The sequence below is a fragment of the Streptomyces acidicola genome (assembly GCF_009377235.1).
GTDB classification, from domain to species: domain Bacteria; phylum Actinomycetota; class Actinomycetes; order Streptomycetales; family Streptomycetaceae; genus Streptomyces; species Streptomyces acidicola.
The window spans coordinates 1-18,371 of the sequence record NZ_VMNX01000050.1 but is presented as its reverse complement, the minus strand read 5'-3'; the positions used below and the strand labels follow the sequence as shown (position 1 = coordinate 18,371).

The 18,371-nt window shown below is 72.1% G+C and carries 17 protein-coding genes and 1 pseudogene; 7 read left to right on the top strand and 11 right to left on the bottom strand.

Translation table 11 applies throughout. The features are described from left to right. Positions 1 to 25 precede the first annotated feature (25 nt). Positions 26 to 1,858, top strand: a complete 1,833-nt coding sequence (locus FPZ41_RS16025; protein WP_152863195.1) for a flavin-containing monooxygenase — start codon at positions 26 to 28, stop codon at positions 1,856 to 1,858. 20 nt (positions 1,859 to 1,878) lie between these two features. Next, a complete protein-coding gene (locus FPZ41_RS16020; protein ID WP_152863193.1) occupies positions 1,879 to 3,573 on the top strand; it encodes an SMP-30/gluconolactonase/LRE family protein in 1,695 nt (564 codons plus the stop codon). Between the two features lie 48 nt (positions 3,574 to 3,621). Here the strand turns inward: FPZ41_RS16020 and FPZ41_RS16015 are convergent, their stop codons facing one another. Further along, positions 3,622 to 4,476 carry a LysR family transcriptional regulator gene (locus FPZ41_RS16015; protein WP_152863244.1) on the bottom strand — a complete coding sequence of 285 codons (855 nt, stop codon included), beginning with the start codon at positions 4,474 to 4,476 and terminating at the stop codon, positions 3,622 to 3,624. A gap of 185 nt (positions 4,477 to 4,661) precedes the next feature. Between FPZ41_RS16015 and FPZ41_RS16010 the strand changes: the two genes are divergently transcribed. Further along, the gene (locus tag FPZ41_RS16010; protein WP_228022771.1) at positions 4,662 to 5,465 is read left to right on the top strand and encodes an EamA family transporter; all 804 of its coding nucleotides are present in this window, start codon (positions 4,662 to 4,664) and stop codon (positions 5,463 to 5,465) included. Positions 5,466 to 5,576: 111 nt separating this feature from the next. Here FPZ41_RS16010 and FPZ41_RS16005 read toward each other — a convergent pair whose 3' ends face one another. The 4 genes from FPZ41_RS16005 to FPZ41_RS15990 form a co-directional block, all read right to left on the bottom strand. After that, positions 5,577 to 6,530, bottom strand: a complete 954-nt coding sequence (locus tag FPZ41_RS16005) for an alpha/beta hydrolase (RefSeq protein WP_152863190.1) — start codon at positions 6,528 to 6,530, stop codon at positions 5,577 to 5,579. Positions 6,531 to 6,721: 191 nt separating this feature from the next. Next, positions 6,722 to 7,432, bottom strand: a complete 711-nt coding sequence (locus FPZ41_RS16000) for an FAD:protein FMN transferase (RefSeq protein WP_322620295.1) — start codon at positions 7,430 to 7,432, stop codon at positions 6,722 to 6,724. 1 nt (position 7,433) lies between these two features. Continuing rightward, positions 7,434 to 7,850, bottom strand: coding sequence for an FMN-binding protein (locus FPZ41_RS15995; RefSeq protein ID WP_322620294.1), 417 nt, complete (start codon positions 7,848 to 7,850; stop codon positions 7,434 to 7,436). A gap of 19 nt (positions 7,851 to 7,869) precedes the next feature. Next, positions 7,870 to 9,207, bottom strand: a complete 1,338-nt coding sequence (locus FPZ41_RS15990; RefSeq protein ID WP_322620293.1) for a ferredoxin reductase family protein — start codon at positions 9,205 to 9,207, stop codon at positions 7,870 to 7,872. A gap of 160 nt (positions 9,208 to 9,367) precedes the next feature. On the opposite strand from FPZ41_RS15990, the gene FPZ41_RS15985 reads away from it, so the two are divergent. Genes FPZ41_RS15985 through FPZ41_RS15975 form a run of 3 tightly spaced genes read left to right on the top strand, consistent with a single transcriptional unit; the run spans position 9,368 to position 12,098 of the window. Further along, positions 9,368 to 10,075, top strand: coding sequence for a response regulator transcription factor (locus tag FPZ41_RS15985; RefSeq protein WP_322620292.1), 708 nt, complete (start codon positions 9,368 to 9,370; stop codon positions 10,073 to 10,075). After that, on the top strand, positions 10,072 to 11,526 hold the full coding sequence (locus tag FPZ41_RS15980; protein WP_322620291.1) for a sensor histidine kinase: 1,455 nt from the start codon (positions 10,072 to 10,074) through the stop codon (positions 11,524 to 11,526). The genes FPZ41_RS15985 and FPZ41_RS15980 overlap by 4 nt, the downstream gene beginning before the upstream one ends. Positions 11,527 to 11,579: 53 nt before the next feature. Next, positions 11,580 to 12,098: a MarR family winged helix-turn-helix transcriptional regulator gene (locus FPZ41_RS15975; protein WP_152863186.1), complete on the top strand. Its 519-nt coding sequence runs from the start codon at positions 11,580 to 11,582 to the stop codon at positions 12,096 to 12,098. A 79-nt stretch (positions 12,099 to 12,177) separates the two neighbouring features. Here the strand turns inward: FPZ41_RS15975 and FPZ41_RS15970 are convergent, their stop codons facing one another. The 5 genes from FPZ41_RS15970 to egtA all read right to left on the bottom strand — a co-directional run bounded on the left by FPZ41_RS15970 (position 12,178) and on the right by egtA (position 17,007). Continuing rightward, positions 12,178 to 12,393, bottom strand: coding sequence for a dodecin (locus FPZ41_RS15970; RefSeq protein WP_152863184.1), 216 nt, complete (start codon positions 12,391 to 12,393; stop codon positions 12,178 to 12,180). 144 nt (positions 12,394 to 12,537) lie between these two features. Next, positions 12,538 to 13,539, bottom strand: coding sequence for an L-histidine N(alpha)-methyltransferase (egtD, locus tag FPZ41_RS15965; RefSeq protein ID WP_322620290.1), 1,002 nt, complete (start codon positions 13,537 to 13,539; stop codon positions 12,538 to 12,540). After that, positions 13,536 to 14,390 (bottom strand): ergothioneine biosynthesis protein EgtC, encoded by an 855-nt coding sequence (gene egtC / locus FPZ41_RS15960; RefSeq protein ID WP_152863182.1) that lies wholly within the window; start codon positions 14,388 to 14,390, stop codon positions 13,536 to 13,538. Before egtC ends, egtD begins: the two co-directional genes overlap by 4 nt. After that, a complete protein-coding gene (egtB, locus tag FPZ41_RS15955) occupies positions 14,390 to 15,736 on the bottom strand; it encodes an ergothioneine biosynthesis protein EgtB (RefSeq protein ID WP_152863180.1) in 1,347 nt (448 codons plus the stop codon). The genes egtC and egtB overlap by 1 nt, the downstream gene beginning before the upstream one ends. Further along, positions 15,733 to 17,007, bottom strand: a complete 1,275-nt coding sequence (egtA, locus tag FPZ41_RS15950) for an ergothioneine biosynthesis glutamate--cysteine ligase EgtA (protein ID WP_152863179.1) — start codon at positions 17,005 to 17,007, stop codon at positions 15,733 to 15,735. Before egtA ends, egtB begins: the two co-directional genes overlap by 4 nt. Before the next feature lie 311 nt (positions 17,008 to 17,318). Between egtA and FPZ41_RS15945 the strand changes: the two genes are divergently transcribed. Continuing rightward, positions 17,319 to 18,131, top strand: coding sequence for a TIGR02452 family protein (locus FPZ41_RS15945; protein WP_152863176.1), 813 nt, complete (start codon positions 17,319 to 17,321; stop codon positions 18,129 to 18,131). Between the two features lie 73 nt (positions 18,132 to 18,204). Here FPZ41_RS15945 and FPZ41_RS48295 read toward each other — a convergent pair. Next, positions 18,205 to 18,371, bottom strand: a pseudogene (locus tag FPZ41_RS48295) (type II toxin-antitoxin system PemK/MazF family toxin); the annotation flags it as partial.

The following is an 18,371-nucleotide window of genomic DNA, read 5'->3' as shown; positions in this document are numbered from 1 at the left end:
ACAGGACACAAGAGAAGAGGACAGCATGTCCACCCCCCGCACTCCGTCCGCCGACACCCCCCTCACCCCCGAGGAACTGGGCTTCGACCCGGATGCCCTGCGCGCGAAGTACCGCGCCGAGCGCGACCGCCGGATCCGCCCCGACGGCAACCGGCAGTACCAGCGCACCACCGGCGGCGAGTTCGGCTCCTACGCCGACGACCCGTACACCGAGTTCGCCGAGCGGGAGCCGCTGCGCGACCGCGTCGAGGTGATCGTCATCGGGGGCGGTTTCGGCGGCCTCCTCGCCGGCGCGCGGCTGCGCCAGGCCGGAGTCGAGTCGATCCGGGTCATCGAACAGGCCGGGGACTTCGGCGGCACCTGGTACTGGAACCGGTATCCGGGCATCCACTGCGACATCGAGTCGTACGTCTACCTGCCGCTGCTCGAAGAGGTCGGCTACGTCCCGAAGTGGAAGTACGCGCCGGGCGAGGAGATCCGGCAGCACGCGAGGGCGATCGGCCGGCACTTCGGCCTCTACCGGGACGCCTGCTTCCAGACCCAGGTGACCGAACTGCGCTGGGACGACACCGAGTTGGAGTGGACCGTCACCACCGACCGCGGCGACGAGATGCGTGCGCGCCATGTGGTGATCTCCAGCGGCACGCTCAGCCAGCCGAAACTCCCCGGCATCCCCGGAATCGAGACCTTCAAGGGGCACACGTTCCACACCAGCCGCTGGGACTACGACTACACCGGCGGTGACTCGGGCGGCGGCCTGGCGGGGCTCGCCGACAAGCGCGTCGCCCTCATCGGCACCGGCGCCACCGCCATCCAGGTCGTGCCGCACCTCGGGGCCGACGCGCAGCAGGTGTACGTGTTCCAGCGCACGCCGTCCTCGGTCGACGTCCGCGGCCAGCGCCCCACGGACCCGGAGTGGGCCAAGACGCTGGAGCCGGGCTGGCAGAAGCGGCGGATGGAGAACTTCCTCAAGGTCGTCACCGGCGTCCGGGTGGACGAGGACCTGGTGGACGACTCGTGGACCAGCAGCGCCCGGCTGCAGGAGAAGCTGATCCCGACCAACGCGTACACGGACGTCCCGTCCGAGGAGCGGGAGCGGCTGTACGAGATCGCCGACTTCCAGAAGATGAACGAGATCCGCGACCGGGTGGACGCGATGGTCGAGGACCCTGGGACCGCCGAGCTCCTCAAGCCCTGGTACCGCTACATGTGCAAGCGGCCCACGTTCAGCGACACCTACCTGCAGACCTTCAACCGGCCGAACATCACCCTGGTCGACACGACCGACAGCCACGGCGTCGACGAGATCACCGAGAACGCCGTCGTGGTCGGCGGGGTGGAGTACGAGGTCGACTGCGTCATCTTCGCGACCGGCTTCGAGGTCGGCGTCTCCGGGATCCTGTCCGGGCGGCTGCCGGTGCACGGCCGGGGCGGCGTCAACCTGCTGCACTCCTGGATGAACGGCGGCCCGAAGACGCTGCACGGGTTCTTCAGCCACGGGTTCCCCAACCTGTTCCAGCTCGGCCCGCTGCAGAACGCCTCCGCCGTGAACTACGTGCACATCCTCGACGAGCAGGCCACGCACGTCGCCGAGGTCGTCGCCGAGGCGCGCAAGCGGCGGGTCCGCTACGTCGAGCCGACCGCCGAGGCCGAGGACGCCTGGGTGGCCACGATCCGTGAGAAGGCCGCCGATCTGCACAAGTTCCAGGCCGAGTGCACCCCCGGCTACTACAACAACGAGGGCATGCCGAGGGAGCGCAGCGAGTCGTTCGGTGATGGCCCGGTCGCCTTCCACGAACTGCTGCGGCGCTGGCGTGCCGACGGCGGTATGCGCGACGTCCTGGTCGATGCCGAGTGAAGCGGCAGGGAAACGAGACGATGGCAGAGACAACCGCAGCGCACCCCAGCCGGTTCGACGAGACCGGCAGCAGCCGGCCCGTCAGCACCCACTGGGAGGCGATGCGGCTCAACCCGCCCAACCGGCTGTGGGGTTCCAACGGTGTCGCGTTCGGCCCCGACGGGCGGCTGTACGTCGCCCAGTTCCTCGCCGGACAGATCAGCGCCGTGGAGCCCGCCACCGGGGACGTCGAGGTGGTCGTACCGATGGACAGCCCGGTCCAGTCTCCGGACGACCTGGCCTTCGGCGCGGACGGTTCGATGTACATCTCCGACCTGGTGCCCGGCCGGGTGTGGCGGCGCAGCCCGCGCGGTGAGTACACCCTCGTCTCCGGCGAGGTGGCGAACCCGAACGGCATCACGTGCGTCGGCGACCGGCTCTTCGTCAACGAGATGAAGCCGGGCGGCCGGCTGCTGGAGCTGTTCCCGGACGGCGGCGACCCGGTGGTCCTCACCGAGGGGCTGGCCCTCGGCAACGCGATGCAGCTCGGCCCGGACGGCCACCTGTACTACCCGCACATGATGAGCGGGCAGAACCCGTTGCTGACCGGCCAGGTCTGGCGGATACCCCCGGACGGCGGCGCACCCGAACTGGTCGCGGACGACGTGCACCAGCCGGTCGCGGTCCGCTTCGACCAGGGCGGTGTCCTGCATGTGCTGTCGCGCGGTGTGGAAGGCATCGTGACCCGCATCGACCTGCACGGCAGCGGGTCCCGCACCCTCGTCACCAGTGGTGTGGTGGGGCTGGACAACGCGGCGTTCGACGCGGAGAACCGGATGTTCGTCTCCAGCTACTCCAGTGGCGGCGTCACCGAGATGCACCCCGACGGCCGGATACGCGAGATCGTGCCCCGCGGGCTCGACGGCCCCTACGGGGTGACGATCGACCTCGGCGGCACGGTCTACGCGGCCGACCACTACCGGCTGGCGACCCCCGCGGTCACCCACGAGGGCGAGCCGGACGACGGCCCGGACGGCACCGGGCCGGGCGGTGTGACCACGCACAACCTGCTGCACTTCCACCACGGCCTCACCGCCGACGGCGAACTGCTGCACTTCACCTCGCAGTACGGCAACGTCCAGACCTACGACCCCGAGAGCGGGACCACACGGGAACGGGCGGCCGGGCTTCAGCGGCCCCTGGGCATCGCGGTGGGACCGGACGGCTCGCTCGTCGTCGCCGAGACGGACGCCGGCCGGGTCGTGGCCGTCGACGACAGCGACACCGTCACCGTGCTCGCCGAGGGGCTCGACCACCCCGTGGATGTGGCCTTCGACGGGGCGGGGCGCTGTTACGTGAGCGAGGACCGGCTCGGGGCGGTGCTCAGGATCGAGGCGGACGGCACGACGGCGGTCGTCGCGGACGGCCTCGGCGCACCGCAGGGCCTCGCGGTCCTGGGCGACGAACTGTTCACGGTGGAGACCGGGCACCGCACCCTCCGGGCGATCTCCCTGACCACGGGGGAGAGCCGGACCGAGGCGGAGGACCTGCCGGTCGGACCGCCCCCGGGCGTCGTACCCCGCACCGAGCCCGCGCTGTTCGCCGACGGCATGCCCGGCGTGGCCGTCCGCTTCGCCGGCCTCGCCGCCACCCCTGACGGAGCGCTGCTCCTCTCGGCCAACGGCGAGGGCACGGTGCTGCGGCTGACCAGGACCGGGGCCGCCACGGCGACCTGACCTGGGCTCTCAGCCGGAAGCACGGTGAGCACCCCGTAGGGCCGGGGCTCAGGCGGAGCGATAGAGGTCCGTGAGCAGTTCGATCGCGGAGTGGGTGGCGGGATGCGGGTCGTCCCGCCACCAGCCGAGCAGCACGGGGATCGGCTCGGCGTCGCGCACCGGCCGGTAGACGACGCCGGGCCGGGGGTACTGGTGGGCGGTCGACTCGGCGGTGACCCCGAAGCAGCGGCCGGTGGAGATGACGGTGAGCCAGTCGTCGACGTCGTGCGACTCCTCGGTCGCCGGGCGCGCGTCGGGCGGCCACAGTTCCTCGGTGGTCGTGCCGGTCCTGCGGTCGACGAGCAGGGTGTGCCCGCCGAGGTCGCCGAGCCGGACGGCGCGGCGGCGGGCCAGCGGGTCGTCGGCGGCCATCGCGCACAGCCGCCGCTCCAGCCCCACGATGACCGAGTCGAACCGGCGTCCGTCCAGCGGCCTGCGGACCACGGCGAGGTCGCAGGCCCCCTCCGCCAGCCCGGCCGTAGCGGAGTTGACGCGTACGAGCTGGAGGTCCGTCTCGGGGTGCGTGGCACGCCAGCGGCGCTGGAACGCCAGGGTGTGCCGGCCGACGGCCGACCACGCGTACCCGATCCGCAGCCGGGTGTGGCCCGACGTGGCCTCCCGCACCAGATCGTCCACCTCACCGAGCACCCGCCGGGCGTGCGCCAGCACGCGCAGACCGGTCGTCGTCGGGTTCACCTCGCGGGAGGTCCGCCTCAGCAGCCGTACCCCGAGGGCCCGTTCGAGCGAGGCCAGCGTGCGGGAGACGGCTGCCTGGGAGACACCGAGCGCGATGGCCGCGTCCGTGAAGGTGCCCTCCTCGACGATCGCGACGAGACAGCGCAACTGTCGCAGTTCCACATCCATCACTTCAGCATCCATGACTCCAGCGTATGGATGGAGTACTGGATGCATTTTGCGCAAGCGGTGAGGCCGGCCACGATCGGGACATGCATGCAAAAGCGGCAGGCCCGGTGACTCCCACGCACACAACCGCCGCCGTGGCCCAGGAACCGGAACACGACCGGCAGCGACTCGCCGGGGTGGTGACCATGGTCGCCAGCGGTCTGTCCAACCAGGTCGGCGCCGCGACGGGGGCCCTCGCCTTCCCCGTGCTCGGCCCGGTCGGCGTGGTCGCGGTACGCCAGTACGTCGCCGCCGTCGTCCTGGTGGCCGTCGGCCGCCCCCGGTTGCGCGCCTTCACCTGGTGGCAGTGGCGTCCGGTGCTGCTGCTGGCCCTGGTGTTCGGCACGATGAACCTGTCCCTGTACAGCGCCATCGACCGCGTCGGCCTGGGCCTGGCGGTGACCCTGGAGTTCCTGGGACCGCTCACCATCGCCCTCGCCGGGGCCCGGCGCCGGCTGGACGCGTGCTGCGCGGTGGTCGCGGGCGCGGGAGCCGTCACCCTCATGCGGCCCCAGCCCTCGACCGACTATCCGGGGATGGGGCTCGGCCTGCTGGCCGCCGTCTGCTGGGCCTCGTACATCCTGCTCAACCGCACCGTCGGCCGGAGGATCCCCGGGGCACAGGGACCGGCTGCCGCCGCCGGAGTCTCCGCGCTGATGTTCCTGCCGGTCGGCGCCGTCGTCGTGGTCCAGCACCCGCCCACGGCCGGGTCCGTCGTGTACGCCGTCGCCGCCGGTGTCCTCTCCTCCGCCGTGCCGTACCTCGCGGACGTGTTCACCCTGCGCCGCGTACCGGCCCGTGCCTTCGGTCTCTTCATGAGCGTCAACCCGGTCCTCGCGGCCGCCGTCGGCTGGGTCGTCCTCGGGCAGGGCCTGGGCGGCCCTGAGTGGGCGAGCATCGCGGCGATCGTCGCCGCGAACGCGGTCAGCGTCCTGGCGGCACGCTCCTGAATCTGCGGTGCACCGCCTCCTCGCCGGAGCTGTACGTCACCACCGACCGCTGGGCGCGAGACGCGCCCGCACAAGCACGCGAGCACCACTGAAAGCCGGCTCGCCGCCGCCTCACCCGTCCGCGTCGGCCCCCGCGCGGGTGGCCCGCCGCACGTGGTCCGCGATCAGGGCGTAGACCTGGCGGGCGGCCTCGGAGTCCTTGAGGTCGTAGCCGTGGTCGGCCTTGGGGACGTCGTGGTGCGCGACCAGGGCCCCGGCCCGGTCGAGCCGCTCGGCGTAGCGCCCGCCCTCCGCGCGGAGGAGGTCGTACTCCGCCGTGATGACGAACGCCGGGGCGATACCCGTGAGGTCGACGGTGTCCGCGGCGCCCGCCGGGGAGACCAGGCGATCGGAACGACGCCGTGGATCCGGCACGTACGCGCTGTCGAAGACGTCCGCCATCCACGGGCGCAGCATCGGCCTGGCGATGGCGGCGCGTTTGTCGCGGGCGCCGGTGGCGAGGTCGAGCGGGGGATAGTGCAGCACCTGGAGCGCGATCGAGGGTCCGCCCTCCTCGAAGGCCTGACGGGCCACCGCTGCCGCGAGGCCGCCTCCGGCGCTCTGGCCGCCCACGGTGAGCCGGCTGCCGTCCCAGCCCTGCTCGGCGCCGTGCTCGGCGACCCAGCGGACGACCTCGTACGCCTGGCGGGGCGGGGCGGGGAACGGATGCTGCGGGGCGACGACGTAGTCCACGTTGATCACGGCGACGCCCGCTTCCGCGGTGAGGCAGCGGCACAGTGCGTCGTCCATCTCGGCCCCCGGCATGACGTACCCGCCGCCGTGGAAGTTGACGTGGACGGGTGGGGGCGCGCCCTCGGGGGAGCCCGGCATGTGGACCACGGCCGGGGCCGGGGCGACGGAGGTCGGGATCGTCAACTCGCGGGTGTGGCGCGGGAACTCGGGGAGGCGTTGGAGCCAGGAGGCCGTGGAGCCGGGCCCGCCGGCCCGTCGGCCGGCCAGCGAAAAGGCGCGCTGCATCATCCTGGCGGCGAAGGAGGCCACCGCCGGCCGGGCCAGGAGGGACATACGACTCCTTCGAGCGGGCTGACTTCGCGGCCGCACGGCGTTGCCCGATCTGCACACCCGGCCTTCTTGCCATTGTCAATCATTCTGTTGTCCGATGATTGATGGCGTCAAGAATTGGTGAGCCGGGCAATCACCTCAGGCCACCACGGGCAGCCCCGGAGTCTCAGACCGCCACGGACAGCCCAGGAGCCTCAGGCCGCCACGGGCAGCCCCGGAGTACGGAACACCCGTCGCTCGGCGTCCACCGCGAACACCTCGCAGCCCTCGCGGGAGGCGGCCCACTCGATGCCTTCCGTACCCATCGCGAACGCCGCCGTGGCGACCGAGTCCGCCTCGGTCGGAGTGGGCGCCACGATGGTCATGCTCAGCAGGCCGGTGGCGGGACGGCCGGTGCGCCCGTCGCCGCGCTCGTAGCGCGCGGAGGTCGCCACCGCTCCGTCGGTGATCTCCAGCATCGTGCACAGCCGGTCGGCCAGTTCGGGGTGCCGTACGCCGATCCGCCACGGACCGTCGGCCGCGGCCACGTCACCTCCGGCGTTGAGGCAGAATCTCTCCGCGCCCGCCGCCGTCAGCAGCTCCGCGGCCCGCTGCACCGACCAGCCCTTCACCACCGCGCACGGGTCGAGGCCGCGACCGGGCAGCCGCACGTCGAACGCGCCGCCGGTCGCCGTCCGGTAGTGCTCGCACAGGTCGAGGACCTCCCGCAGGTCCGTGCTGAGGGCTTCGCCCGACAGCTCGCCCCGGTCCAGCCGGGACACCTCGCTGTCGGGCCTGAAGGGGCTGAACCGGGCGTCGGCCTCGTGCAGCCAGGCGAACACCGCGTCCACCGCCGCCTCGGGGACGTCCGCGTCGTCGACCCGCAGCGACACCGGGAACCCCATGACGTGTTCGACGCGCCGCACGTCAGGCGCCCTTCGCGTCGATCGCGTCGAGCGTGGCCTGGAGCGACTCCCTGTAGCCCTCGCTGGTGACGGTGGCGCCCGAGACGGTGTCGATGTCGGCGCTCTGCGCTTCCAGGGTCTCCTCGATCAGCTTCGGCACCGCGGCTGTGGTCTGCGGGTGGTTCGGCTGCTTCAGCATGCGCACCGAGCTGATCTCGTCACCCGCGAAGGTCACCTCGACCTGTACGGCGCCCTTCTCGGTGTTCACGGTGGAACCCGCGACCACCTGGCCCGAGGAGTCCGAGGTGCCGGTGGACGCGGAAGGCGTCGAGGCGGGGGCGGCGGACCCCGTGGTCGTCGTGCCGTCCGCGGGCGCGTAACGCCACACGGGGACGAGGCCCGCGATGGTCAGGGCCAGGACAGACAGTGCTCGCTTCACGGTGTTCTCCTCGTCTCCCTCAGCCCGCCAGGCTGAAGCGCTCGAAGTGAATCTGTGGTTTGGGCACGTCCAGCTCGCGCAGGCTGCCGAGGACGGCGTTCATCATCGGGGGCGGTCCGCACAGGAAGACGTCCCGGTCCGTGATGTCCGGCACGAGCTTCAGGAGTTCGCCCGGCGCCAGCTTGTCGGGGCTGACCGGCCCGGTCACCAGGTGCAGCTCGGCGCCCTTGGCGTGGGCGAGTTCCCGCAGCTCGTCGTAGAGGACGGCGTCCCGGTCCGAGGCCACCCGGTAGATGACCACGGCATGGCCGTGCAGCTCCTCCAGCAGCGCGCGGATGGGGGTGACGCCCACGCCGCCGGCGATGAGCAGGGCCTCCGGCCGGATGCGGTGCATCGCGGTGAAGGCGCCGTAGGGGCCCTCGGCGAAGACGCGCGTGCCGACCTTCACGTGCCGCAGGGCGGCGCTGCCGTCGCCGGCCGCCTTGGCGGTGAGCCGCAGCGTGCGGCCGTCGGGCGCGGCCGACAGCGAGAACGGGTTGGCCTGCCACCAGCGGTCCCGGGTCAGGAAGCGCCACAGGAAGAACTGGCCGGCCCGCGCGGGCAGCCGGTCGAGATCACGGCCGGTCATGTAGACCGAGACGACGTTGTCCGACTCGGGCACCACGGCCGTGACACGCAGCCGGTGACGCCAGTTCCGCCACAGCGGGAGCGCCAGCCGGCCCACGAACACCGACGCGAGGGCCACGCCCCACACGGCGTACCAGTACGTCCTGGCCGCGGACGACGACGTGAAGGTCGTACCGGCCGCGACCTGGTGCGTGAAGGCCAGCACCACGGCGACGTACGTGTACAGGTGGATGAAGTGCCACGTCTCGTAGGACAGTCGGCGCCGGGCGAGGCGGCCCGAGACGGCGCCCACGACGAGGATGATGCCCAGCGCGACCACCGCGCGCAGCACGCCCTCGACGGTCTCGGCGAGGTCGACCAGCTGGTTCACCGGGTCCAGGGAGGACGACTCGGCGTAGCCGAAGGTGAGGAACACGGCGTGTGCGAGCAGCGTCCACAGGATGCCGAAGCCGACCCGGCGGTGCCAGGACGTCAGCCGGTCCATGCCGATGCGGCGGTCGAGCCACGGCAGCCGGGCCACCAGCAGCAGCTGGAAGACCATCAGGAGTGCGCCGTACAGGCCGGTCAGCCGGCCCAGCACGATGAGGGCGTTCGAGGCGAACCCGGCCCGGCCGAAGAAGTAGGCCACCACGGCCGCGTTGGCGGCCAGCACGGCGTACAGGCCCGTGCGGGCCACCACCCTGGGACGTATCGCCGTCGGCGGCGGCTGGACGCTGGGGACAGTCGTCACGGACACAGACTCCTCGCTCGGCTCCTGGAACACCGAGCCTGCCTGGTGGGAGCTGTCGTTTCGCTGTCGGTCAACTTTCAAGTTCTTAGCGATGTGCTCCCGGCCGGTCCAACCGGGGGGCAGCCGTGGCCTCATGGAGGACGTGAAGCAGTATGAGCATGTGGAAAGAGTGCGACTCCTCGTGGTGGACGACGACCCGCCCATCGCCGACCTGGTGGCGACCGTCGCCCGCTACGAGGGCTGGGACGCGGTCACGGCGAACTCCGGCGAGGAGGCGCTGCGTCACGCCGCCGAGTTCGATCCGGACATCGTGGTGCTCGACCTGATGCTCCCCGACCTGGACGGCTTCGGCGTGCTCGACCGGCTGCGGGCTTCCGGGACCATGGTGCCCGTGGTGTTCCTGACCGCGCGGGACGGCGTCGCCGACCGGGTCGCGGGCCTCACCCGCGGCGGTGACGACTACCTGGTGAAGCCGTTCGCGGTGGAGGAACTCATGGCCCGGCTGCGCACCGTGCTGCGCCGCAGCGCCGGCCCCGGCTTCCAGCGGTCCCTGCTCCAGGTCGCCGACCTGACGATGGACGAGGACACCCGCGAGGTCCGGCGCGGCGACAGGCTGCTCACGCTCACCCCCACCGAGTACGAGGTTCTCCGCTATCTGATGCGCAGGTCGCCCACCGTGCTCACCAAGGCGCAGATCCTCGACCACGTCTGGGAGTACGGCTTCGGAGGGCGCTCCAACGTGGTGGAGCTGGTGGTCAGCCGGCTGCGCCGCAAGCTCGACTACACCGACGACACTGTTGACGACGGGGCGCCGCTCATCCACACCGTCCGCGGCGTCGGCTACGTGGTGCGGCGGGTCACCGAGTGATCGACCGGCTGAAGCGGACCTACCGCAGGATGCCCCTCGGCACCCGCCTGGCACTGGGCCTGGGGGTGCTCTCGCTGGCCGTGTTCGCCGTCGTCGGCACGGCCCTCACGACGTACATGCGGGACTATCTGTCGGCCCAGCTCAACGAGCAGCTGAAGCTCGCTCAGATCGCCCAGTCCAAGAGCATCGCGGACAGCGGCACGCTCCAGGGCAAGAAGTACTACCGCTGGTACTACGCCGTCTACGACGTGTCGGACGGCATACCCACACTGCGCAGGCCCGAGGACCCCGCCGACATACCCGGGGACGTCGATGACCTCACCATGGTGGCCCGGGCCCAGATCGCCGCGGACACGGAGGTCATCCGCACCGAGTCCCTCAAGGGCGACGGCCTGTACCGGCTGCGGGCCTGCGAGGTGGAACCCGGGGTGGTCCTCGTCAGCGCCGCGCCCATGAAGGACATCGAGGACACTGTCGGGCGCCTGATCACGGTCCAGGTGATCACCTTCGCGCCGGCGCTGCTGGCGCTCGTGGTGTTGGGGCGGTCGCTGCTGCGGCGCGGTCTGAAGCCGATCGGTGAGATGGCGCGCACGGCCCGCGGCATCACCTCGCACGACCTGACGACGGACTCGGCGCGGCTGCCGGTGCGCGCCGACGGCGGCAAGGGCGGCCCCGAGGTCGAGGAACTGCGCACCGCGTTCAACACGATGCTGGAGCACATCGACGACGCGCTCGCCGTGCGCACCGAGGCCGAGCAGCGCCTGCGCCGCTTCGTCGCGGACGCCTCGCACGAACTGCGCACACCCCTGATGTCGGTGCGCGGCTATGCCGACCTGTTCCAGTACGCGGCGGCCAACGCCCCCGAGGAGCGGGACCGGCACCTGGCCCGGCTGCGCGCCGAGGCTGCCCGGATGGGTGTCCTGCTGGACGACCTGCTGCTGCTCGCCCGGCTGGACGCCGCCGAGGTCGAGACGCCGCTGCGGCCGCAGGATGCCGACCTGGTCGAACTGGTCCGCCAGGCCGCGGACGCGTTCCGCGCGGGCCGCCCGGACCACCCGCTGACCGTGACGACGGGCCCCGGTCCCCTACGGCTCCGTATCGACCCCCTGCGGATCCGGCAGGTACTGGACAACCTGCTCACCAACGCGGCCGTGCACACCCCGGCCGGAACGAAGGTGGCCGTGGAAGTGGCCGTGGAGGAGTCCGGCCCCGCCGGACCGGCGGCCGTGGTCAGGGTCACCGACTCCGGGCCGGGCATCCCGGCCGCCGACCGGGACCGGGTCTTCGACCGCTTCTACCGGGTCGACAAGGCCCGCAGCCGTGACCGCGGCGGCAGCGGCCTCGGCCTTTCGGTCGCCCGCTCCCTCGTCGCGGCGCACGGCGGCACGATCGAGCTGAGCAGCGGGCCCGGCGCGACGACCTTCACCCTCAGGCTGCCCACGCGCGCGTGAACAGCGGCCCGAGAATTTACTTGAGTAAGGCAACAAGATGGTAAAGTTGCCGTATGGCCACACCACCGCTCCCCAGCGTCCCCGCCTCGCCGGAAGTGATCGAGATCGAGCGTGCCCTCACTCGCATCACCTATCTGAGCACCCGTACCCGGCAGCATGAACGCCTGATGGCCCTGGCCGGAGTGCCGCTCGACCGGGCCGCAGTGGCGTTGCTGCGACAGATGGCCGACTCCGAGCCGCTGCGTCCGGGGGAGCTCGCCAACCGGCTGGGCGTGGAGGCCTCGCACGTCACCCGCCAGGTGCAGCAGCTGCAGAAGTCCGGCTACGTGGACCGCATCCCCGACCCCGACGACCGCCGCGCCCAGCGCATCAAGCTCACCAAGACCGGCCAGGAGGCCGTCGACCGCATCCGCGACGCCGGTGCCCGCGGTATGCAACTGGCCCTGGACAACTGGTCGCCCGAGGAACTGCGCCAGCTCGCCTCCCTCTTCCACCGCATGGTCGACGACTTCCTGCGCCACGGCGAAGAGCTCGTCGAGCAGGAGAAGGCCGCCGCGGCGAACCTGGCCTGAACCCCTGCCCGTGCCCCGGGGCGGCGACCGCTCACGCCGCCCCCGGCGCGAGGACCACCGCGCGCCAGGTCCCCGACCGTCAGCCCGTGTCCTCCAGCCGGAAGCCGACCTTCAGGCCGACCTGGAAGTGCTTGATCTCGCCGTTCTCGATGTGGCCCCTGATCTGCGTGACCTCGAACCAGTCCAGCAGGCGCAGGGTCTGTGAGGCGCGCGAGAGGGCGTTGCGGACGGCCTGGTCGACGCCCTCCGCGGAGCTGCCGACGATCTCGGTGACGCGGTAGGTGTGGTCGGACATACGGTGCTCCTCTCCGCTGTGGCCGGTGTGCCACGCGTCACTCCACGGTGCCGCAGAGCGCGGCGGCCCGCGAGGCGTCGGCGGCAACCGGCCCAGCGGCGCCGGGTCCGGACCCCGCTCGGACCCGAACCCGACGCCCCGTCGTCACCGCGCCATGCTCAACGACAGTGCGAACCGGGCCTCCCGGTCCGTCCACCAGTGGGTCAACTTCAGCCCAGCGGCGGCCAGTTCACCCCGCACTCCGTTCTCGCGGAACTTCGCCGAGACCTCGGTGCGCAGATCCTCCCCGGCCGCGAAGTCCACCGCGAGGTCCACCGCCGTGATCTTCACGGTCTGTGCCCGCCGCGACCGCAGCCGCATCTCGATCCACTCGTTCTCGGTGTCCCACCGGGCGACGTGGTCGAAGGCGTCGAGGTCGAAGTCCGCGTCGAGCTCGCGGTTCACGACCGTCAGCACGTTCTTGTTGAACTCGGCGGTCACCCCGGCCGCGTCGTCGTACGCGGCCACGAGCACCGACGCGTCCTTGACCAGGTCCGTGCCGAGCAGCAGCGCGTCGCCGGGTGACATCAGGGCACGTACGGAGGCCAGGAAAGCGGCGCGTTCGGCGGGCAGCAGATTGCCGACGGTGCCGCCCAGGAACGCCACGAGCCGCGGTTCGGGCGTGTCCGGCAGCGTGAGCGCGGCGGTGAAGTCGGCGATCAGCGCGTGCACATGGAGGCCGGGCCGCTCGGCGATCAGCGCCTCGCCCGCCTGCCGCAGCGCGCTCTCGCTGACGTCGACGGGCACGTACGTGTGCAGGCCGGGCATGGCGTCGAGGAGATGCCGGGTCTTGTCCGAGGAGCCGGAGCCCAGCTCGACGAGGGTGCGGGCGGCGGTCGCGGCGGCGATCTCCGGGGCGCGGGCCAGAAGGATCTCGCGCTCGGCCCGCGTCGGGTAGTACTCGGGCAGTTCGGTGATCTGCTCGAACAGGTCGCTGCCGTGCGCGTCGTAGAACCACTTCGGAGGCAGCGTCTTGGGGATGGGGGTCCCCCCTGGTCGAGCGGAGTCGAGAGCTTGGGGGACGGTGAGGCCGCGCAGGACGTCGGAGCGCAGGGCCGCGTCCGTGGCGTCCTCGGGCAGGGTGCGGGTCAGCTGGAACGGGCTCACGCGATGGGCTCCTTGGGTGGTGCGGATGCCTTGTCGTCGGATGCCGTGTGGCGTAGGGGAACGGGCGTGCCAGTGGTGTCAGCGGTGTCCGTCGCCTTGTCGTCGGGTTCCTTCAGCGGGGTGAGCAGGACGTCCGTACGGCTCGCCACGAGCAGAGTGCGGTCGGGTACCTCCTGCCAGTGCGGGTCGTCGTCGTACGGCTCGGACGCGACGACCGTGCGACGGCCGGGCTCGGACAGGTACCAGACGGTGTCGCCCCAGGCCGTGGCGGCGATCATCTCGCCGTTGGTGAGCAGCAGATTGAGGCGGGAACCGGGCGCCGCCCGGGCGACCTCCAGGACGGTGTCGGCGAGCGCCTGCCCCTCCCCGTCACCGCCACGCAGCCGGTTCAGCACCAGCGCCCAGACGAACGCGGAGTCGGAGCGGGCCTCCAGCGACAGCAGCTCCACCGGGGGCAGGGAAGGTACGAGGGACGCGAGGGAGTGCGGCCAGCCGGCGACGGCACCGTTGTGGCTGAACAGCCAGGTCCCCGCGGCGAACGGCGCCGCCGCGGCCTCCCCGTCCGCCCCCGCCACGGTCGCGTCCCGCACGGCGGCCAGCAGCCCGGTGGTCCGCACGACCCGGGCCAGGTCCGCGAAGCTCTGGTCGCCCCAGATCGGCCCGGCCCGCCGGTAGCGCGCAGGTACCGGGTCGCCCTCCGCGTACCAGCCGACGCCGAAACCGTCGGCGTTGACCGTCCCGTACCGCTGCCGCCGCGGCGCCCACGACTGCCGGTACAGGCTGTGCGGCGGGTCCACGAGGAGCCCGCCGAGCGGCTCCTCGGGACCCAGGAACGCCAGATGGCGGCACATCAGCCGAGCTCCGGGGAGGCGTCCCGCGCCGTGCGGAAACCGGAGAAGATCTGCCGCCGGATCGGATAGTCCCAGTTGCGGAACGTCCCCCGGCACGCCACCGCGTCCACGGCGAACGAACCACCGCGCAGCACCTTGTACTCGGGACCGAAGAACACCTCCGAGTACTCCTTGTACGGGAACGCCGCGAATCCGGGATAGGGCAGGAAGTCGCTCGACGTCCACTCCCACACGTCCCCGATCAGCTGCCGCACCCCGAGCGGCGACGCGCCCGCCGGACAGCTGCCCGCCGGTGCCGGGCGCAGATGGCGCTGGCCGAGGTTGGCGTGGACCGGCGTGGGGTCGGCGTCGCCCCACGGGTAGCGCGTCGAGCGGCCGGTGGCCGGGTCGTGGCGGGCCGCCTTCTCCCACTCGGCCTCCGTGGGCAGCCGGCGCCCCGCCCAGCGGGCGTACGCGTCGGCCTCGTACCAGGACACGTGCAGGACGGGCTCGTCCGGCGGTATGGCCTCGGTGACGCCGAAGTGCCGCCGCATCCACTGCCCGCCGTCGCGACGCCAGAACAGGGGCGCCGAGATGCCGTGCGCCTTGATGTGGTTCCAGCCCTGAGGGGCCCACCAGCGCTCGTCGTCGTAGCCGCCGTCCTCGATGAACGCCCGGTAGGCGCCGTTCGTGACCGGCGTGGTGTCGATGTGGAAGGGCGGGACCAGCCGTCGGTGCGCGGGCCGCTCGTTGTCCAGCGCCCAGGGTTCGGTCGACGTGCCCATCATGAACGGGCCGCCGGGCACGAGGACCTCGGAGGGTCCCGTGAACAGCGGCACCGGCTCCGGATCCGGCGCGGTCAGGGCCGCGCCGCCCTTGCGGAGCTGGTGGGTGATCAGCATCGTCTCGTCGTGCTGCTGTTCGTGCTGGGCGATCATCCCGAACGCGAAACCCGCCTCGGTGAGCCGGGTGCCGTGGAACGCGGTGCTCTCCAGCACGTCCAGCGCCCGGCCCCGCACCTCGGCCGCGTACCGACGGGCCTCGGCGGGCGGCAGCAGCGGCAGCGAGGGCCGCTCGGCCCGCGGGTGCTCGAACGCGTCGTAGATCCCGTCGATCTCGGGCCGCATCGCCTCACGCCCCGCGACGGTCCGCAGCAGCCACAGCTCCTCCTGGTTGCCGATGTGCGCCAGGTCCCACACCAGTGGGGACATCAGTGGCGAGTGCTGTGCGGTCAGCTCGGGGTCCTCGACGCAGGAGGTGAGCAGCGCGGTACGGGCGCGGGCCGTGGTCAGCGCCTGAAGCGCGCGCTCGCGAAGCGTCTCCGGATCGGTCGTCTCGGTCGTCTCGGTGGTCTCGGGGACGGTCATGTGCGGATGTCCTTCCCGTGGAACAGGTCGAGCAGATCGTCGGCGGGGCAGCGGCCCCGGGCCACATAGCGGTCGATGAACGCGGCGACGGCCGCGCACACCTCGGTGCTCGCGCCCAGCCGGGGCAGTGCCCCGGCGGCCGCCTCGAAGCAGACGACCGCCGCCTCGTGCAGCTCGGGGTCGGCAAGACCCGACCGGGCGGCCGCGATCCACAGCGGATTGCACGGAGCCGGCAGCGACCCCGCCCGCTCGGCGAGGGGTTTGACGGTCCGGTAGGCGATCTCCGCCGCCCCTGGATCCTCGAACAGGGCGGCCGTCACCGCGAGCGGCACGATCCACCCGTCCTCGCCGGGCTGGGCGTCGATCATGCGCAGTTCGAGGTGACCGCGGGGCCGAACGGGTGGGAAGAGGGTCGTGAGGTGATAGTCGAGATCCCCACGACCTGGCGGATCCTGTGCCCGGGTCCAGTCCCGGAAACTCATGCCCTCCGGGACGCCCCAGGGGCCCTCGTCGGCCCGGACGCACATCACCGGCGCGTCCAGCACGTGCCGCGCCCAGGCCGCCCGCGGATCGCCGTTGAGCGGGGGAGCGCTGGTCCGGCCGGGGTCCATCCCCGCCCACATGGACTGCCGCGTGGAACGCCAGCCGGTGGCGCGGCCACCGGCGACCGGGGAGTGGGCGAACGCCGCCAGCAGCACCGCGCCCAGCTGGTGCGCCAGCCACCAGCGCCGCCCGTAGCCCAGCGGGCCCGGCTCCTCGTACCCGGCGTCCAGGCACACCTGGACGGACGCGGTGGAGCACATCATGGCCCGGCCCTCGGGTCCGTAGCGGTCGAGGCACTGCTCCATCGCGTCGTAGCGGGGCTCGTGAAGGTAACGGAGGGGAGGGTTCCAGGGATCGTGGCCGATGCCGCTCAGGGCGAGGTCCGCCTCGCGCAGTACGGCGCGGACGGCGGCCAGGTCCAAGGAGACGGACCCGATGACTTCCGTCAGAGAGGTGGCGGGCGCCGAGCTGAGCTCCAGCTGGCCGCCCGGTTCGACGGTGAGCGCCGAGGAGAGGGGCAGGGTCCGCAGTGCGGCGTAGGCCGCTTCGAGACGTTCGGGTGATGCGGGGAGCCGCGGGTCGCGCAGCTCGTGGACGAGCCATTCCAGTTCGACACCGAGGGTGCGGGGCGGGCCGGTCTTGAAACAGATGCCACGGACCAGCGCCTCGACCTCGACCTCGGTGACGGCGGGGCGTCGCCTCGCACAGTCACCAGGTGAATCGGACATGTCGGGATCCTCCTGAGGTTTCACCCAGCCGTCGGTCCGGTGCCGGACGGGCCCGGACCGGCAAGGTTCGTCTCACCCAAGACCCTCACGCCGGTTCGCACAAGGGTGCACATCGTGTCTTTCCGTATTCGAACCGAATTCGAAAACCCCTTCTCCAGGGGACTCGGCGACGCGTTTCCGCAGCCTTCACGGCCCGTTCCGGACCAGGAAACTCCGTTGCGGCGTAGGACCAGCATCGCTCAGGATGCCTGCATGAGCACGGCGGGGGAGACGACTCGGGGCGCGCTCATGGCGCACACGGGGGAGGCGCCATGAGCGCGCGCCTGCGCGGGTTGGCGCGGGACACGGAGGAGATCGTCGCCAAGGGCGTGTACCGCACGGCCGACGGGCACGAGGTGTCCATCGCAGGGGCCGTCGCGGCGGCGCGCGCCGGAACGCGGCTGTTCGGCCCGGACCCGGTCCAGACGCCGCGGGTCACCCCCGCCCCCACGCGGATCGAGGTCACCGGGGAGAGCAGCCTGGAGGCCGCGCGACGGCTGGTCCGGGCCGACGCCCCGCCGGTCGCCGTCCTGAACTTCGCCTCCGCGCGAAACCCCGGGGGTGGTTTCCTGAACGGCGCGCAGGCCCAGGAGGAGGCCCTGTGCCGGGCCTCCGCGCTGTACGCGTGCGTCCGTGAGGCGCGCGCGTTCTACGACCACCACCGCGACCCGTTCTACACGGACCGTGTCATCCACTCACCGGCCGTGCCCGTCTTCCGCGACGACCGGGGACGGCTCCTGGACGAGCCGTACACCGCCGGATTCCTGACCGCCGCCGCGCCGAACGCGTCGGTGGTACGACGTACGACGCCGGATCGGGCCCCCGAGCTGCCCCGGTCCCTCGCCGCCCGCGCCGAACGGGTTCTGGAGACGGCCGCGGCGTGCGGCTACCGCCGGCTGGTGCTGGGGGCGTGGGGGTGCGGGGTGTTCGGGAACGATCCGGGGCAGGTGGCGGAGGCGTTTCGAGCGTTGCTGGTCGAGGGCCGTTTCCAGGGGCACTTCGAGCACGTGGTGTTCGGGGTGCTGGACCGCACGCAGGGAGCAGTGATCCGGAGCGCCTTCGAGCGGGCGTTCACGCGCTACTGACCGGCGCGGGGCCGCGACACATGCGGCTCCGCCGCGCGGGTGCGTTCAGCGGGCCCGCACATTCCGAACAGCCCTAAACCCATCCGTACCGCTCCCGCAACCTGTGCACCACGGAGTTGAACCGCATCCGGTCCAAGGCACACGCCTCCCTCCGCATCCCCGCCTCATGCAGCCGCAGCACCCGGTCCACGTCCACCCACGAGTCCCGCCCCGACCGGTCCCACGGCCCGCTCCCGATCG

Bases quoted from the DNA above. Each gene is read 5' to 3' on its own strand.
- FPZ41_RS16025 (WP_152863195.1), top strand. From the start codon at position 26: ATGTCCACCCCCCGCACTCCGTCCGCCGACACCCCCCTCACCCCCGAG.
- FPZ41_RS16020 (WP_152863193.1), top strand. From the start codon at position 1,879: ATGGCAGAGACAACCGCAGCGCACCCCAGCCGGTTCGACGAGACCGGC.
- FPZ41_RS16015 (WP_152863244.1), bottom strand. From the start codon at position 4,476: ATGGATGTGGAACTGCGACAGTTGCGCTGTCTCGTCGCGATCGTCGAG.
- FPZ41_RS16010 (WP_228022771.1), top strand. From the start codon at position 4,662: ATGGTCGCCAGCGGTCTGTCCAACCAGGTCGGCGCCGCGACGGGGGCC.
- FPZ41_RS16005 (WP_152863190.1), bottom strand. From the start codon at position 6,530: ATGTCCCTCCTGGCCCGGCCGGCGGTGGCCTCCTTCGCCGCCAGGATG.
- FPZ41_RS15975 (WP_152863186.1), top strand. From the start codon at position 11,580: ATGGCCACACCACCGCTCCCCAGCGTCCCCGCCTCGCCGGAAGTGATC.
- FPZ41_RS15970 (WP_152863184.1), bottom strand. From the start codon at position 12,393: ATGTCCGACCACACCTACCGCGTCACCGAGATCGTCGGCAGCTCCGCG.
- egtC (WP_152863182.1), bottom strand. From the start codon at position 14,390: ATGTGCCGCCATCTGGCGTTCCTGGGTCCCGAGGAGCCGCTCGGCGGG.
- egtB (WP_152863180.1), bottom strand. From the start codon at position 15,736: ATGACCGTCCCCGAGACCACCGAGACGACCGAGACGACCGATCCGGAG.
- egtA (WP_152863179.1), bottom strand. From the start codon at position 17,007: ATGTCCGATTCACCTGGTGACTGTGCGAGGCGACGCCCCGCCGTCACC.
- FPZ41_RS15945 (WP_152863176.1), top strand. From the start codon at position 17,319: ATGAGCGCGCGCCTGCGCGGGTTGGCGCGGGACACGGAGGAGATCGTC.